The organism is Paenibacillus sp. FSL W8-1187 (assembly GCF_037965485.1).
GTDB classification, from domain to species: domain Bacteria; phylum Bacillota; class Bacilli; order Paenibacillales; family Paenibacillaceae; genus Paenibacillus_O; species Paenibacillus_O pasadenensis.
This window is the reverse complement of record NZ_CP150181.1, coordinates 3,463,706-3,477,729: the sequence shown is the minus strand read 5'-3', so window position 1 is coordinate 3,477,729 and position 14,024 is coordinate 3,463,706. Positions and strand designations below refer to the sequence as shown.

At 63.5% G+C, this 14,024-nt stretch carries 18 protein-coding genes; all 18 read left to right on the top strand.

Going from position 1 to position 14,024, the window contains the following annotated elements; genetic code table 11:
• Positions 1-2: 2 nt before the first annotated feature.
• The 18 genes from NYE40_RS15165 to recO all read left to right on the top strand — a co-directional run bounded on the left by NYE40_RS15165 (position 3) and on the right by recO (position 13,688).
• Complete coding sequence (locus NYE40_RS15165; RefSeq protein WP_028597068.1) at positions 3-584, top strand: hypothetical protein; 582 nt, start codon at positions 3-5, stop codon at positions 582-584.
• 181 nt (positions 585-765) lie between these two features.
• Positions 766-1,281: a hypothetical protein gene (locus tag NYE40_RS15160; RefSeq protein WP_228551565.1), complete on the top strand. Its 516-nt coding sequence runs from the start codon at positions 766-768 to the stop codon at positions 1,279-1,281.
• Between the two features lie 227 nt (positions 1,282-1,508).
• Positions 1,509-1,865, top strand: a complete 357-nt coding sequence (locus NYE40_RS15155) for a histidine triad nucleotide-binding protein (RefSeq protein WP_028597066.1) — start codon at positions 1,509-1,511, stop codon at positions 1,863-1,865.
• 85 nt (positions 1,866-1,950) lie between these two features.
• Positions 1,951-2,124: a 30S ribosomal protein S21 gene (rpsU, locus tag NYE40_RS15150; RefSeq protein WP_028597065.1), complete on the top strand. Its 174-nt coding sequence runs from the start codon at positions 1,951-1,953 to the stop codon at positions 2,122-2,124.
• Positions 2,125-2,139: 15 nt separating this feature from the next.
• Positions 2,140-2,583, top strand: coding sequence for a GatB/YqeY domain-containing protein (locus NYE40_RS15145; protein ID WP_028597064.1), 444 nt, complete (start codon positions 2,140-2,142; stop codon positions 2,581-2,583).
• A gap of 165 nt (positions 2,584-2,748) precedes the next feature.
• Positions 2,749-3,492 carry an NfeD family protein gene (locus NYE40_RS15140; protein ID WP_052332856.1) on the top strand — a complete coding sequence of 248 codons (744 nt, stop codon included), beginning with the start codon at positions 2,749-2,751 and terminating at the stop codon, positions 3,490-3,492.
• A gap of 22 nt (positions 3,493-3,514) precedes the next feature.
• Positions 3,515-4,510, top strand: coding sequence for a flotillin-like protein FloA (gene floA / locus NYE40_RS15135; RefSeq protein ID WP_028597063.1), 996 nt, complete (start codon positions 3,515-3,517; stop codon positions 4,508-4,510).
• Positions 4,511-4,552: 42 nt separating this feature from the next.
• Positions 4,553-5,197, top strand: coding sequence for a hypothetical protein (locus tag NYE40_RS15130; RefSeq protein ID WP_028597062.1), 645 nt, complete (start codon positions 4,553-4,555; stop codon positions 5,195-5,197).
• Positions 5,198-5,399: 202 nt separating this feature from the next.
• On the top strand, positions 5,400-5,693 hold the full coding sequence (gene yqfC, locus NYE40_RS15125; RefSeq protein ID WP_028597061.1) for a sporulation protein YqfC: 294 nt from the start codon (positions 5,400-5,402) through the stop codon (positions 5,691-5,693).
• Positions 5,690-6,883 carry a sporulation protein YqfD gene (gene yqfD / locus NYE40_RS15120; protein WP_028597060.1) on the top strand — a complete coding sequence of 398 codons (1,194 nt, stop codon included), beginning with the start codon at positions 5,690-5,692 and terminating at the stop codon, positions 6,881-6,883. Before yqfC ends, yqfD begins: the two co-directional genes overlap by 4 nt.
• 7 nt (positions 6,884-6,890) lie before the next feature.
• Entirely contained in the window at positions 6,891-7,862 is a 972-nt protein-coding gene (locus NYE40_RS15115) for a PhoH family protein (RefSeq protein ID WP_153783845.1), read from the top strand.
• A gap of 17 nt (positions 7,863-7,879) precedes the next feature.
• Complete coding sequence (locus NYE40_RS15110) at positions 7,880-10,126, top strand: HDIG domain-containing metalloprotein (protein WP_028597058.1); 2,247 nt, start codon at positions 7,880-7,882, stop codon at positions 10,124-10,126.
• Positions 10,123-10,623: an rRNA maturation RNase YbeY gene (gene ybeY, locus NYE40_RS15105; protein WP_028597057.1), complete on the top strand. Its 501-nt coding sequence runs from the start codon at positions 10,123-10,125 to the stop codon at positions 10,621-10,623. The genes NYE40_RS15110 and ybeY overlap by 4 nt, the downstream gene beginning before the upstream one ends.
• A 10-nt stretch (positions 10,624-10,633) precedes the next feature.
• Positions 10,634-11,002 carry a diacylglycerol kinase family protein gene (locus NYE40_RS15100; RefSeq protein WP_153783844.1) on the top strand — a complete coding sequence of 123 codons (369 nt, stop codon included), beginning with the start codon at positions 10,634-10,636 and terminating at the stop codon, positions 11,000-11,002.
• Between the two features lie 45 nt (positions 11,003-11,047).
• Positions 11,048-11,500: a cytidine deaminase gene (cdd, locus tag NYE40_RS15095; protein WP_127464389.1), complete on the top strand. Its 453-nt coding sequence runs from the start codon at positions 11,048-11,050 to the stop codon at positions 11,498-11,500.
• Entirely contained in the window at positions 11,500-12,426 is a 927-nt protein-coding gene (era, locus tag NYE40_RS15090; protein WP_101809374.1) for a GTPase Era, read from the top strand. The genes cdd and era overlap by 1 nt, the downstream gene beginning before the upstream one ends.
• Positions 12,427-12,536: 110 nt before the next feature.
• Positions 12,537-12,710 carry a YqzL family protein gene (locus NYE40_RS15085; RefSeq protein ID WP_084136456.1) on the top strand — a complete coding sequence of 58 codons (174 nt, stop codon included), beginning with the start codon at positions 12,537-12,539 and terminating at the stop codon, positions 12,708-12,710.
• Positions 12,711-12,854: 144 nt separating this feature from the next.
• Positions 12,855-13,688 carry a DNA repair protein RecO gene (gene recO, locus NYE40_RS15080; protein WP_084136454.1) on the top strand — a complete coding sequence of 278 codons (834 nt, stop codon included), beginning with the start codon at positions 12,855-12,857 and terminating at the stop codon, positions 13,686-13,688.
• The last annotated feature ends 336 nt before the right edge of the window (positions 13,689-14,024 follow it).

Below are 14,024 nucleotides of genomic sequence, written 5' to 3'. Positions count from 1 at the left end.
CTGTGAAGCAAGAGCCTCAACCGAAACGCAGCATGACGACAGCCGTGCTTTTCATCCTGCTGACGATGAGCCTGGTCGGCAACGTCTTCCTATTCGCGCATTATCTGCAAGAGCAGCAGCAGGAGCGGGCAGAGCAAGGTGAGCAGGCCTTCCTCCTCTGGAAGGAGACGAAGGAAGAGCTGGACAAGGCGATCCAGGCATTCGGCAAGCTTAAGGAAGGCGCGGCTCCGGAAAAGGAGCGAGTCTCCCTGTTGCTTGGACTCGGACCGGACGGCGCCGGGCAAGGCCTGGGCGACATCCCGCTCGACAAGCTGTTCGAGACCGCGCGCAGCCGTTCGGCGGATTGGCCGGACAGCGCAGGCAAGGACGCCGCGGAATTTGTCCAGCTCATGAAAAAGACGGCTCTCGAAGGGTCGGCGGACGAGCTGCAGAAAATGGCCGGCGCTCTCGCCGAGTTGAAGCAGCTCGCGGATTCGGTCGACACCTCGATCGGCTCGCGCGAGCGCTACCTGACGCTGCTTGCCGACAAGAGCTGGCCGGATGCCGCCCGCCGGATGGCGGACGCCGTGGACGGGTACAAGTAGGAGACGGCCGAAGGAATCAGGCCGACGGGGGCGGGGCGGCAGGCGCCGGCCGGATGCGTGTTTTGGAGGCGGGACCTCCGCCTTCCTTTTTTTTGCGGCGCGCGATAGCGGGCGATTAACCAATCGCCCATAGGCGGCATAGGATAGGGCAGAACGAATGTTGAGGAGATGGTAACCGACAATGGAACCGACGAATCCGACAGCTGTTGCCCCTGCGCCTGTGCCGGCAAAGACGCCTACGGCCGTGAAGCCTACGGCCCCGATGCCGATCAAGGCTCCGACCGCCGCCATGCCGGTCGCGCCGCCCGAGCCGGTCATGCCGGTCGCGCCGGTCGCGCCGAGCCAGACGACGATCAAGAATACGGTCGTCGTGGTCATGGAAAAGCCGGAGATGAAGCATTTCTGCGACAACCACAAGCATCGCTACGTGCTCGCCCATACGAAAGACGGCTGGTGCGTCGACGGCTTCATCGAGCACTATGACGACGAGTACGTCTGTATCGCCGTTCCTTGCGGCATGAACGAGATCGACCCTCGCGCCTTTGTCGGCGGTCCCGGCTTCGGTCCTGGCTTCGGTCCCGGCTTCGGCCCCTATCCGCCGCTTTATCCGTACCCTTATTATCCGCGCCGCCGCTTCGCCCGCGCCGTGTTCCCGCTTGCTGCGCTGGCCGGCCTGACGCTGCTGCCGTTCCTGTAAGCCGCCCTTGCCGCCATGCGGCCCCGGACGGCCCGGATGCCGCTCCCCGGCACGCATCCGCGGCATCGTCCGCCGCCGGCCGCCATGAGCCGCGAGCCGCGGCCGAAGCCCGCCTCATCCATGCCCTTTGCGGCCGGATGGGGCTTTTTCGTTCGCGTTAGACGAACCGTGCGGAATCGGCTACAATAAGGAAAGCAAGGACAGGAGAAAAGGAGCTGGCGGGAGCTGTGAGCGATTGTGTTTTCTGCAAGATCGTCGAAGGATCCATTCCCTCGGCCAAAGTGTTCGAGAACGAGAGCGTGCTGGCGTTCCGGGATATCGCGCCTGCGGCGCCCGTACATATCCTCGTCATTCCGAAGCGCCATCTTTCCACGATGAACGATGCGGCTCCCGAGGACGCCGCCCTGCTGGGAGAGCTGCTGCTCGTCGCCCAGAAGCTGGCCGCGCAGGAGGGCATCGCCGAGTCCGGATACCGTCTCATCAACAACTGCAATTCCGACGGAGGGCAGACCGCCTACCACCTGCATGTGCATCTACTGGGAGGACGTCCTCTCGGCGCGCTTGTCGAAGGCCATACGAGTTGACACTGGCTCTTTCATTGAACTATAATTAAATTTGATTAGCCGTGTTCATCTTCTGGACCGTCTGTTTCGGAGGGAGGGATAACAAGTGTCTGAAACGAAAGTTCGCAAAAATGAGACCATCGATGCTGCACTCCGCCGCTTCAAGCGCACCATTGCTAAGGACGGCGTCCTGGCTGAGGTGAAGAAACGCAAGCATTACGAGAAGCCGAGCGTTAAGCGCAAGAAGAAATCCGAGGCTGCGCGCAAGAGAAAGTTTTAGGAGGATCCTTCCGAAATGAACCTTAGCCAAAGATTGGACGACGACATGAAGCAAGCCATGAGGGACAAGGACAAGTTCCGCTTGACCACGATCCGCATGGTGCGCGCAGCTGTGAAGAACCAAGAGATCGACCTGAAGCGTCCGCTTGAGGACGGCGAGGTTCTTGACATCGTCAGTCGCGAGATCAAACAGCGCAAAGATTCCCTCCAAGAATTTCAAAAAGCCGGCCGCGACGATCTTGTAAAAGATGTCGCAGCAGAAATTGATATTATTAGTGTCTACCTTCCCTCACAGCTGACCGAAGAAGAGATCAAAGCAATTGTAGAGCAGACGATCCAGGAAACCGGTGCTTCTTCCAAGGCCGACATGGGCAAAGTGATGAGCGCTCTCATGCCGAAAGTGAAGGGACGCGCCGACGGTAAGCTAGTAAACCAAACGGTACAGCAATTTCTGCCATAATCTCGGACCACAACAACACTCCCCTAGGGGAGTGTTTTTTGGCTTTTCGGCTGAATGGCGCCGCATAGGGCAAAATAGTCGAAACGAATCGGCTCCTCGCCCGTATCTAAGAAGGAGTTATTGCTTCACCACTGAATTAGTTAGGGACGAGAATGCATCAAGGGGGTGTGCCATCTGAGAAGCAAAATAAGGATCGCGGCTGCAGGAGCCGCGCTGTTCGGCCTGTCGGCAGCGGCTTCCGCCTCGGCCGCAGGCGCGGGGGGAGCCGGGGACGGAACCGTCTGGCTCGCCGACCCGTACGTCGCGACGCTGCTGCTGTTCGCCGGCTTCGCCGGCACGATGCTCGCGCTGCTGCTGTCGGGCTTCGCGGCCCCGGGACTGATCGGCATCGTCGGCTTCGGCCTGTTTTTCCTCGGCGGACATCAGGCCGGCTACAGCGACGGCATGGACGTCTTCTTCTTCGTCCTCGGCATCGTGCTGCTCGTGCTGGAGCTGCTCGTGCCGAGCTTCGGCATCCTCGGCATCTTGGGAGCGGCCGCGCTCGTCCGGGCGATCCTGTTCAGCTTCGAGGACACGGCGACGGCGACGATCGCCATGCTGTCGGCGTTCGCCGCGGCCGTCATTGTCGTCGTCCTGATCGCCCGCCGCTTCAAGGAACGGGGCATCTGGAACCGCTTCGTCTTGAGAGAACGACTGACGAGCGAAGAAGGCTTCGTCCCGTCGTCGTCCAAGTCGAGCCTGCTCGGCCAGGCGGGCACGACGGTGACGCCGCTGCGTCCGGCCGGCATCGTCGATATCGGCGGAGAGCGCATCGATGTCGTCACGGCGGGAGAGTTCATCGCCCAGCACGCCCGGGTCGTCGTCTCGCGGGTCGAGGGCACGCGCGTCATCGTCAAGGAAATCCACTAACAGAGGAGTCGATTCAATGGGTATGGAATTTGCAGGTGTCGGATACGTCGTCGCCGCGATCGTCGCGGTCATCCTGATCGCGGTCTTTCTGAGCTTCTTCCCGATCATGCTCTGGATCTCGGCTCTCGCCTCGGGCGTGCGCATCGGCATCATCACGCTCGTCGCTATGCGGCTGCGGCGCGTAACGCCGAGCCGCATCGTCAATCCGATGATCAAGGCGACCAAGGCCGGCCTCGGCCTGTCGATCAACCAGCTGGAAAGCCACTATCTCGCGGGCGGCAACGTCGACCGCGTCGTCAATGCCCTGATCGCCGCCCAGCGCGCGAACATCGAGCTGGAATTCGCCCGCGCCGCGGCGATCGACCTCGCCGGCCGCGACGTGCTCCTGGCCGTGCAGATGAGCGTCAATCCGAAAGTGATCGAGACGCCGACCGTCGCCGCCGTCGCCAAAGACGGCATCGAAGTGAAGGTCAAGGCTCGCGTCACGGTCCGCGCCAACATCGAGCGGCTCGTCGGCGGCGCCGGCGAGGAGACGATCATCGCCCGTGTCGGCGAGGGCATCGTCACGACGGTCGGCTCGTCGAACTCGCATAAGGACGTCCTGGAAAACCCGGACCTGATCTCCCGCACGGTGCTCGGCAAAGGTCTGGATGCCGGCACGGCGTTCGAAATTCTGTCGATCGATATCGCGGACGTGGACGTAGGCAAGAACATCGGCGCCAATCTGCAGACCGAGCAAGCCGAGGCCGACAAGCGCATCGCCCAAGCAAAAGCCGAGGAGCGCCGCGCGATGGCCGTCGCCCAGGAGCAGGAGATGAGGGCGCGCGTCGTCGAGATGAGAGCCCGCGTCGTCGAATCGGAATCCCAGGTTCCGCTTGCGATGGCCGACGCGCTCAAATCCGGCAAGCTCGGCGTGATGGATTACATGAACCTCAAAAACGTCGAGGCGGACACCCAGATGCGGAGCAGCATCGCCAAGCCGGAAGGCCAGGCGAACGACAATAAGAACGGGGGCTGAACCGGCGCTCCCGAGCCGCATCGCAGGAGGTGAGCCGCGGCCATGCCCAACCCGATTCAACTGCTGATCAACTTTCTGCTCGACCATATCTTTTTTGTCTTCATCATTGCCGGCGCGATCTGGTCGGTCCTCGGCAAGCTGTTCAAGTCGGCGTCGCAGCAGCAGCCGGGCCGTCCTGCAAGCCGTCCGCCGGGGCGCATGCCGGATTTCGGCGGCGGCGGCCTCGACCCACGTCCGCAGCGTCCTGTCCCGGCTCCGCCGTCAAGGTCCGAGCGCGAGCCGGCCCCGCGAAGGGCGGAGACGGTTCGTCCTCCGGCCGTCCGTCAAGACCAGGCGGGGCCGATGGGCCGCACGGCAGAGCATGGACGCTCTCCCTTCGAGGCGGAGCCGGAAGGAACGAGCGGCGGCGAGGGCCGCTCGCTGGAATGGCGGGAGGAGCCGGCGCGAAGTCCGTTCCGGCCGCCTGAGAGAAGGATGGCGATGGAGCGGCCGGCCGGCGAGGACCCGGGTGAGTTCTGGGAAAAGTCGGCTTCCGATGCGATCGCCGAATCTCTGCCTTCGCATCCCGCTGCCGTCGGCAGCAAGCTGCCTCGAGCCGGCAGCGTGAGCGGAGACGATCTGCGCCAGGCTGTGCTCTGGGCAGAGATCCTCGGACCGCCCCGCTCGCGCGGCGGCGGCCGCCGCTAGGGCCCTGACCGAATGACTGTCCCGCTTTGCTAGAGCCGCTTCGACCGCCTTCCCGGCGGCGGAGCGGCTTTTTGCCATGCGCCGCCGGCGCCTCGGGGCCGCCGCAGCTCCTGGCCGTGCGCCGCTTGCCGTTCATAATCGCCCTTTTCGAGGCATAAGTATGGATAGATAAGCTCGATCAAAAGGGAGGGCGGACGCCTCGATGGGCAAGCTGAACCGCAAGCTGCGCAAATGGACCGCCGACATGCTGGACCTTCCTCAGGATGTAGCCTACGACCTGCCCCGCATGACGATGATCGGCGACCGGCAGCTTTATATCGAGAACCATCGGGGAGTGCTGCATTTCTCGTCGCATCAGCTGCGGCTCCAGCTGAGCCATGGCGTGCTCGAGGTGAGCGGCGCGGATCTGGTCATCCGCACGATCTGGACCGAGGAAGTGTTCGTCGAAGGCAAGATCGAATCGATACACCTGATGGACAGGGAGGGGCAGCGATGAAGGAAGGCTGGCTGCAGAGGATGAAAGGAATCGTCACGGTGCAGGTCCGCGGCGGAGAGCCGGAGGCGCTCGTGAACGGCGCGCTTCAGGACGGGCTCTCGCTCTGGTCCATCCGCCGGACGAGCCCGGAGCATATGGTGTTCTCTCTGACGGTGCCGGATTTCTTCCGGCTGCGCCCGTACTTGCGCCGGACAGGCTGCCGCATTCACGTGACGCGCCGGGAAGGCCTGCCGTTCTGGCTGCGCAAAGCCCGGAAGCGCAAGTTTTTCCTAGGCGGCATCGCGCTCTTTTTCGTCGCCATGTACTTGCTGTCCTCGCTGCTCTGGAACATCGAGGTCCGCGGCAACAAGGCGATCCGTACGGAAGATCTGCTCGCGGCGGCCAAGGCGGAGGGCGTGCATCCTTTCCAATGGGAATGGAAGCTGCCCGAGCCGTCGGATCTGGCCAAGCGGCTGGCGCAGCGGCTGCCGGACGCGGCCTGGATCGGCGTGGAGAAAAAAGGGACGAGGCTGATCATCCAGGTCGTCGAGACGAAAAAGCCGGCCGTGCGCGCGCCGCGGAATACGAGGCATCTGATCGCCTCCGCCGACGCCGTCGTCACCCGCATCATCGCGGACAAGGGGCGGCCGGTCGTGCATGTGAACAGCCGGGTGAAAAAGGGCCAGACGCTCATCTCCGGCACGATCGGCGAGGGGGCCAACACGGCGACGGTCGTGGCGGACGGAGAGGTGCGCGGGCTGGTGTGGTACGAGTATGACGTCGTGTCGCCGCTTGAGCGCACGGCGAACGTATATACGGGCGAGACGAAGACGAAATGGTCGCTCGTGCTGTTCGGACGGGCGCTTCAGCTGACCGGCTACGGCAAGGATCCGTTCTCGGCCTCCCAGACGAGGGAGCAGCTGCAGCAGCTCGGCTGGCGCGGCTGGGAGCTGCCGGTCGGCCGGCTCAAGGAGACGGTGATGGAGCTGCGGCAGGAGCGGAGGCAGCTCGGCCGCGAGGAAGCGGTGGAGAGCGGACTGCTTCAGGCGCGAGCCGACGTCCTGTCGAAAGCCGGCGCGGATGCCGTCGTGAAGGAGCAAAAAATTTTGCATGAGAAGACGGACAATGGTAAAGTTTATATGAAAGTTCTGTTGGAAGTGGATCAGTCTATCGTCAAGGAAATGCCACTAGTTCAGATGCAAGGAGAATGAGGAACGTTTGCCGACAGAGACGAGAACCGTAAAGATTGCACTGGACAACGCCGCGGAGGGACTGGCCCTGTTCGGCCCCCGCGACCACTACTTGAGGCTGATCGAGGAGCAGACGGAGTCGACGATCCGCTCGCGCGAGGCCGAGATCGTCATCACCGGCCCCGAGGCCGACGTCGCCTCGCTCGAGCAGCTGTACACCGTGCTGCTGCAGCTCGTGCGCGGCGGCTACACGCCGTCCGAGCGGGACATTCAGTACGCGTTCGATCTGTCCCACACGCTGGAGGCCGACCAGCTGCTCGACCTGTTCAAGATGGAGCTGACGTCGACGTTCCGCGGCAAGCCGATCCGGGTGAAGACGATCGGGCAGCGGCATTACGTCAAGACCGTCAAGGCCAAGGACATCGTGTTCGGCATCGGACCGGCGGGCACCGGCAAGACCTACCTCGCCGTCGTCATGGCCGTCGCCGCCCTCAAGGAAGGCGCAGTCAAGAAGATCCTGCTGACGCGTCCTGCCGTCGAGGCGGGAGAGAGCCTCGGCTTCCTCCCCGGAGACCTTCAGGAAAAGGTCGACCCCTATTTGCGGCCGCTCTACGACGCCCTGCATGACGTGCTTGGCCCGGAAGCGACGGCCAAGGCATTCGAACGAGGGATCATCGAGATCGCGCCGCTCGCGTATATGAGGGGGCGGACGCTGGACGATTCCTATATCATTCTCGACGAGGCTCAAAATACGACGCCGGAGCAGATGAAGATGTTCCTGACGAGGCTCGGCTTCGGCTCCAAGATGATCGTGACCGGCGACGTGACCCAGATCGACCTGCCGCGGGGCAAGAAGTCGGGCCTGCGGGAAGCGCAGCGGATTCTCGCCGGCATTCCCGAAATCGGATTCATCCTGTTCACCGAAGCCGATGTCGTCCGCCACTCGCTGGTTCAGAAAATCATTCTCGCTTATAATGAGGATGCCGAAAACCAAGCATAGAGAGGATGGTTGCCTGCATGGACCGGAAGAGCGCCGAGACTCGGAACGCGGCCGAACAGCCTTCATGGGCAGCCAGCTGGAAGCAGAGCACGGGCATCCGCCTGTCGCTCTGCGTTTTGTTCGTGCTGCTGTTCTATCTCAACCTTTCGCCGCATCTCATCCCCCAGACCTACAACATCACGCTCGGCGAGGAGAGCGACCGGGACATCATCGCATCCAAAAGCTTGGAGGACAAGATCGCTACCGCCAAAGCGCAGGAGCTGGCGGCCGAATCGGTGGAGCCGATCTCCAGCTCGCTGCCGCTCAAGCCTGAAGCGATTCTGAACCGCGTCTTCAACCGCATCGAGGTGCTCAATCAGGACGAGGGCGTCAGCACGAGCGACAAGATCGAGATCTATCGCGGCGATATCCCCGGTTATTACAATGAATACATCGACGAGTTCGTGCGGACGAACTCCGGCAAGCCGGATGTCAGCGAGGCGCTGCTGGAGGAGATGTCCCGCGTCGCCAAGAGCCAGAGTTATGCCGTGCCGGCGGAGGTGTTCTACAAGCTGCCGGCGCTGACGGCGGCCCAGGTGGCGGAGATGCGGCAGGTGGCCGTCAACGTCGCCCGCAAGCTGTCGGCGGACTCCATCCGCGAGGCGGAGACGTCCCGCGCCAAGGTGGCGGAGCTCGTCAACGCGAGCTCGCTGACGCAGCGGACGACGCGCGAGGTCGTGCAGGAGCTGGCGCGCATGTCGCTCATGCCCAACAAGTTCCTCGACACGGCCGCGACGGAAGAAGCGCGGGAGCTCGCCCGCCAGAATACGACGCCGGTCATCATCAAGGAAGGCGGCGTCATCGTCAAGAAGGGCGAGATCGTCACGCAGGAGAAGCTGGACATGCTCGCCGGTGCCGGCCTGCTCGGCGGCCAGCGCAGCTATTGGCCGCAGCTCGGCCTGCTGCTGACGAGCCTGCTGTTCCTGCTCGTGCTGATGGTCTACCTGTACCAAAGCGGCCGGATCGGCGGCGTCAAGCCGCGCTACAACAACATGCATCTGTTCATGCTGTGGCTGATCCTGTTCCTCGACCTGGCGCTCATGCAGGCGACGGCGCTGGCGCAGTCGCCGACGATGCCGTATGTCGGCTATCTCGCTCCGGCGGCAGTCGGCACGATGCTCATCACGCTGCTGCTGGACAAGCATCTGGCGATCGTCAGCTCGTTCGTGTTCGCGATCATGGGCAGCATCATCTTCAACCATGACGTGAGCCTGATCTTCGACTTCCGCTACGGCTTCGTCATCTGCGTCGTCTCGTTCAGCGCCATCTTCACCGTGCACCGGGCGAGCCAGCGCTCGACGATCCTCAAGGCGGGCATCATGGCGAGCCTGTTCGGCGCCGTCACCGTGCTGGCGCTGCTGCTGCTCGGCGACCTGCCGGAGCGCCAGGAGCTGCTCTACTCGATCGGCTTCGCCTTCGGCAGCGGACTGATCACCGCCGTGCTCGTCATCGGCCTGATGCCGTTCTTCGAGCTCAGCTTCGGCATCCTGTCGGCGCTCAAGCTCGTGGAGCTGTCCAACCCGAACCATCCGCTGCTGCGCAAGCTGCTGACGGAGACGCCGGGCACATACCATCACAGCGTGATGGTCGGCAACCTGTCGGAGGCGGCGGCCGAGGCGATCGGCGCGGACGGGCTGCTGTGCCGGGTCGGCTCCTACTACCACGACATCGGCAAGACGAAGCGGCCCGGCTATTTCATCGAGAACCAGAGCGGCGAGAATCCGCATGACAGCATCGATCCGAAGCTGAGCAAGTCGATCATCGTGGCCCATGCCCGCGACGGGGTGGAGATGCTCAAGCAGCACGGCATCCCGAAGCCGCTGCGCGACATCGCGGAGCAGCATCACGGAACGACTTCGCTCAAGTTCTTCTACTTCAAGGCGGTCAAGCAGGCGGAAGCCGAGGGAGCCGAGCCGGACTTCGTCGAGGACGACTTCCGCTATCCGGGGCCCAAGGCGCAGTCCAAGGAAGCGGCGATCGTCGGCATCGCCGATTGCGTCGAGGCGGCAGTCCGCAGCCTGCGCAGCCCGACGATGGAGAACGTCGAGTCGATGATCCAGAAGATCATCAAAAGCCGTCTGGACGACGGCCAGTTCAATGAGTGCGACCTGACGCTCAAGGAGCTGGACAAGATCGGCCAGACGCTGAAGGAAGCCGTCATCGGCATCTTCCATTCCCGGATCGAATATCCGGAAGAGGTCAAACCAAAGGAGAAGCTGGCATGAGCGTGACGATGGATTGGAGCAATGAGCAGGACGCGGTCGAAATTCCCGTGGAGTGGGGGAAGCGGCTCGAACGGCTGCTGGAGCTGGCGGCGCGAGCCGAAGGCATCGAGGACGGAGAGGTGGCGGTGACGTTTGTCGACGACGCGCGCATCCATGAGCTGAACCGCGACTATCGCGGCATCGACCGGCCGACCGACGTGCTCAGCTTCGCAATGCAGGAAGACGGCGAGGACGAGCTCGGCATCGTGTACGAGGTCGAGGACGAGGCCGACGAGCTGCCGGTCAGCGAGCCGCTCGGCGACATCATCATCTCCGTCGAGACGGCGGTCCGCCAGGCGGAAGAATACGGCCACTCGCTGGAGCGGGAGCTCGGCTTCCTGTTCGTGCACGGCTTCCTGCACCTGATCGGCTACGATCATCAGGATGCCGAGGCCGAAGCCGTCATGACGGCCAAGCAGGAGGCCGTCCTGCAGCAGGCCGGCTTGACGCGGGAATAGGGCGGCCGCCATGGCAAGGCCGTTCCGCGACAGCTTGGCGGACGCATGCGCCGGCATCGCCGCCTCGATCCGCAGCGAGCGCAACCTGCGCGTCCATCTGGCCGCCGCCACGGCCGCCATCGTCATAGCCGCCTGGCTGCGCATCGGTCCGCTGGAATGGGCGGCGATTTTGCTGGCGATCGCGCTCGTGCTGGCGGCCGAGCTGCTGAACACCGCCGTCGAACGGGCGGTGGATCTCGCAGCCGGCGGCAACATTCACCCGCTCGCCAAGGCGGCCAAGGACGCGGCTTCCGGCGCGGTGCTCGTCTGCGCCGCCGCCTCGGCCGTCATCGGGCTGCTTGTGCTGGGGCCGCCGCTATGGCGGCTTCTGGCCGTTTAGAAGTGATTGAATCCGGTCCTGAAGGACCGGCCAAGGAGAGAATACATGAGCCCGACCAACCAACCGATCGACAAGCTGCTACAGCAGCTGTCCGAACCTGCGCGCCAGGCGATGAGCCGCGCGTACGTTCCTTATTCCAAATTCCACGTAGGCGCCGCCTTGCTGGACGAGCATGGCCGCATCCACCAAGGCTGCAACGTCGAGAACGGAGCCTACAGCCCCGGCAACTGCGCGGAGCGCACGGCGCTGTTCCGGGCGATTGCCGACGGCTGCGAGCCCCGCTCGTTCCAGGCGATCCTCGTCGTCGGCGACACGCCGGGGCCGATCTCGCCCTGCGGCGTCTGCCGTCAGGTGCTGTCCGAGCTGTGCCGGCCGGACATGCCGGTCGTCATGACGAATCTCAAAGGCGACCAGGCCGTCATGACCGTCGCCGAGCTGCTTCCGGGAGCCTTTTCGCTGGAAGAGAGCCGCATGGACGACAAGGGGGACGAGCGCTGATGGCGAACGCGGCAGGCAGCAAAAAAGGCTCCGAGGCGAAGTTCCGCTCCGGGTTCGTCGGCATCGTCGGCCGGCCGAACGTCGGCAAGTCGACGCTCATGAACCGGATGATCGGCCAAAAGATCGCCATCATGTCGGACAAGCCGCAGACGACGCGCAACAAGATCCACGGCGTGCTGACGCGCGACAATTCGCAGATCGTCTTTCTCGATACGCCGGGCATCCACAAGCCGAACTCCAAGCTCGGCGACTATATGGTCAAGGCGGCGGAAGGCGCGCTGTCCGAGGTGGAGGCGATCCTGTTCCTCGTCGACGTGGCGGAGGGCTACGGCGGCGGCGACCGCTTCATCATCGAGCGGCTCAAGTCGGTCAAGACGCCGGTATTCCTCATCCTCAACAAGATCGACAAGATCGACGACGAGAAGCTGATGAAAACGATCATCGAGTACAAGGACAGGTACGACTTCGCGGAAATCATCCCGATCTCGGCGCTGCAGGGCAGCAACGTCGAGCGGCTGCTCGACCAGATCGACCGCTACCTGCCGGAGGGACCTCAGTATTATCCCGCCGACCAGGTGACAGACCATCCGGAGCAGTTCGTCTGCGCCGAGATGATCCGCGAGAAGATCCTGCAGATGACGCGCGAGGAGATTCCGCATTCCATCGCCGTGACGATCGAGAGCATGAAGGTCCAGGAGAACGGCGTCGTCCATATCGGCGCGGTCATCTTCGTCGAGCGCGATTCGCAGAAGGGCATCATCATCGGCAAGCAAGGCGCGCTGCTCAAGGAAGTCGGCAAGCAGGCGCGGCGCGACATCGAGAAGCTGCTCGGCTCCAAGACCTTCCTCGAGCTGTGGGTCAAGGTCAAGAAGGACTGGCGCAACCAGGACCGCGTCCTGCGCGATCTCGGCTTCCGCAACGAATAGCCGGACGTTTCCCGCTTTTTGACAGCATAGCCCCCTTTCCTTTTTCGCATGCTAAGAGTGCCAGACGCGGGTAGCCGCACCACTTTGGAAAGCGAAAGGAAGATGGCGGCATGCGGGATTTTTCGTGGACGTACTTTGCGATGACCGGTGATGTTGAGTCGTTTTTGCTTTACAAGGAAGTGGATCAGGTTCGCGAGGCGGGAAGCGCCGAAGCGGCGGCCGCGGCGGAAGCCGCCGCGCAGGAGGCGGCCGATGAGGCGACATGGGGGACGTTGACGGTCTGACGTCCGTTCGTCGGCCATTCTGCAGATGCGGCTTTCCGAAGCCGTTCGGGCCCGCCCGGAGCACAGCGCTCCGGGCGGTTTTGGCATGTCATGCCTGCCCGTCGTCGCCTCCATGACGTCCGCGAGCAGGAAGGGGGAAGACGATTGATCTACCGGGTGGAAGGCATCGTCATCCGCAGCACGGATTACGGCGAAGGCAACAAGATCGTCACGCTGCTGACCGATTCGGCCGGCAAGGCGGGCATCATGGCCCGCGGCGCGAAAAAGGTGCGCAGCCGGCACTCGTCGCTCGTGCAGCCGTTCACGCACGGCGAGTTCGTCTATTTTCGCAACGCCGGACTGGGACAGCTGAACGGAGGCGAGATTCTGGAGTCGAACCATCGGCTGCGCGAGGATCTCGAGCTGTCCGCCTATGCGGCCTATGCGGCCGAGCTATGTGATCGGGCGTTCCAGGACGACGAAGCGGGCGCTTATCTGTACCATCAGCTCAAGGCGTGCTATGACGCGCTGCGGGAAGGGAAGGACCCGAGCGTCGTCATCCATCTGTTCGAGATGAAGATTCTCGAAGCGGCCGGTTATGCCCCGCAGCTGGACGTCTGCGTCGGCTGCGGCTCGGACCGCGGGCCGTTCCGGCTGAGCGCGGCGGGCGGCGGACTGCTCTGTCCCCGCTGCCGCCATCGCGACCCGCAGGCGTTTCCGCTGGAAGAGGGGGCGCTGAAGCTGCTGCGGCTGTTCGGAGCGATCGACCTGCGGCGTCTCGGCTCCATCCAGGTGCGCCCGGAGACGCGGCAGCAGCTGAAGGCGGCGCTGCGCTCGCTCATGGATGCCCATCTCGATCTGCGGCTCAAGACGCGCGGCTTCCTCGACCAGCTGGAGCGGATGAACGAGCCGATGCCGGCATCGGCCGCCGAAGCGGCCGAGCGCCGGCGGCTACGGGCGCAGGAGCGGGCAGCGCAGGAGGATGCTCCGGAAGCTTGACAGCGACTGGGCGAACGGTTACAATGGGAAAATATGCTCGAACGAACGATGATGGAGAAGGTAGTCTGCTGATCTTCCGAATTCCAAAGCGGGAACAGCGAGCCGGGGGCGGTGGGAGCCCGGCCGGAAGCGCAGGCGAGGGCACTCCGGAGTGCGTGCAAGTGAGGAAAGCGGGCTTCGAAGCGCGCCGCCGAGGCGGACGGAGAAGCCAAGTAGGGTGGAACCGCGGGAGATGCAAGCTCTCGTCCCTACGTCTGTGTCGCAGACGTAGGAGGCGGGAGTTTTTTTGGCGTCTTCCGGACGGCTGCTGATTTTTCCAAGATTCCATTAAAGGAG

Bases quoted from the DNA above. Each gene is read 5' to 3' on its own strand.
- ybeY (WP_028597057.1), top strand. From the start codon at position 10,123: ATGAGCGTGACGATGGATTGGAGCAATGAGCAGGACGCGGTCGAAATT.
- era (WP_101809374.1), top strand. From the start codon at position 11,500: ATGGCGAACGCGGCAGGCAGCAAAAAAGGCTCCGAGGCGAAGTTCCGC.
- NYE40_RS15145 (WP_028597064.1), top strand. From the start codon at position 2,140: ATGAACCTTAGCCAAAGATTGGACGACGACATGAAGCAAGCCATGAGG.
- yqfD (WP_028597060.1), top strand. From the start codon at position 5,690: ATGAAGGAAGGCTGGCTGCAGAGGATGAAAGGAATCGTCACGGTGCAG.
- floA (WP_028597063.1), top strand. From the start codon at position 3,515: ATGGAATTTGCAGGTGTCGGATACGTCGTCGCCGCGATCGTCGCGGTC.
- yqfC (WP_028597061.1), top strand. From the start codon at position 5,400: ATGGGCAAGCTGAACCGCAAGCTGCGCAAATGGACCGCCGACATGCTG.
- NYE40_RS15100 (WP_153783844.1), top strand. From the start codon at position 10,634: ATGGCAAGGCCGTTCCGCGACAGCTTGGCGGACGCATGCGCCGGCATC.
- NYE40_RS15160 (WP_228551565.1), top strand. From the start codon at position 766: ATGGAACCGACGAATCCGACAGCTGTTGCCCCTGCGCCTGTGCCGGCA.
- cdd (WP_127464389.1), top strand. From the start codon at position 11,048: ATGAGCCCGACCAACCAACCGATCGACAAGCTGCTACAGCAGCTGTCC.
- NYE40_RS15085 (WP_084136456.1), top strand. From the start codon at position 12,537: ATGCGGGATTTTTCGTGGACGTACTTTGCGATGACCGGTGATGTTGAG.
- NYE40_RS15110 (WP_028597058.1), top strand. From the start codon at position 7,880: ATGGACCGGAAGAGCGCCGAGACTCGGAACGCGGCCGAACAGCCTTCA.
- NYE40_RS15130 (WP_028597062.1), top strand. From the start codon at position 4,553: ATGCCCAACCCGATTCAACTGCTGATCAACTTTCTGCTCGACCATATC.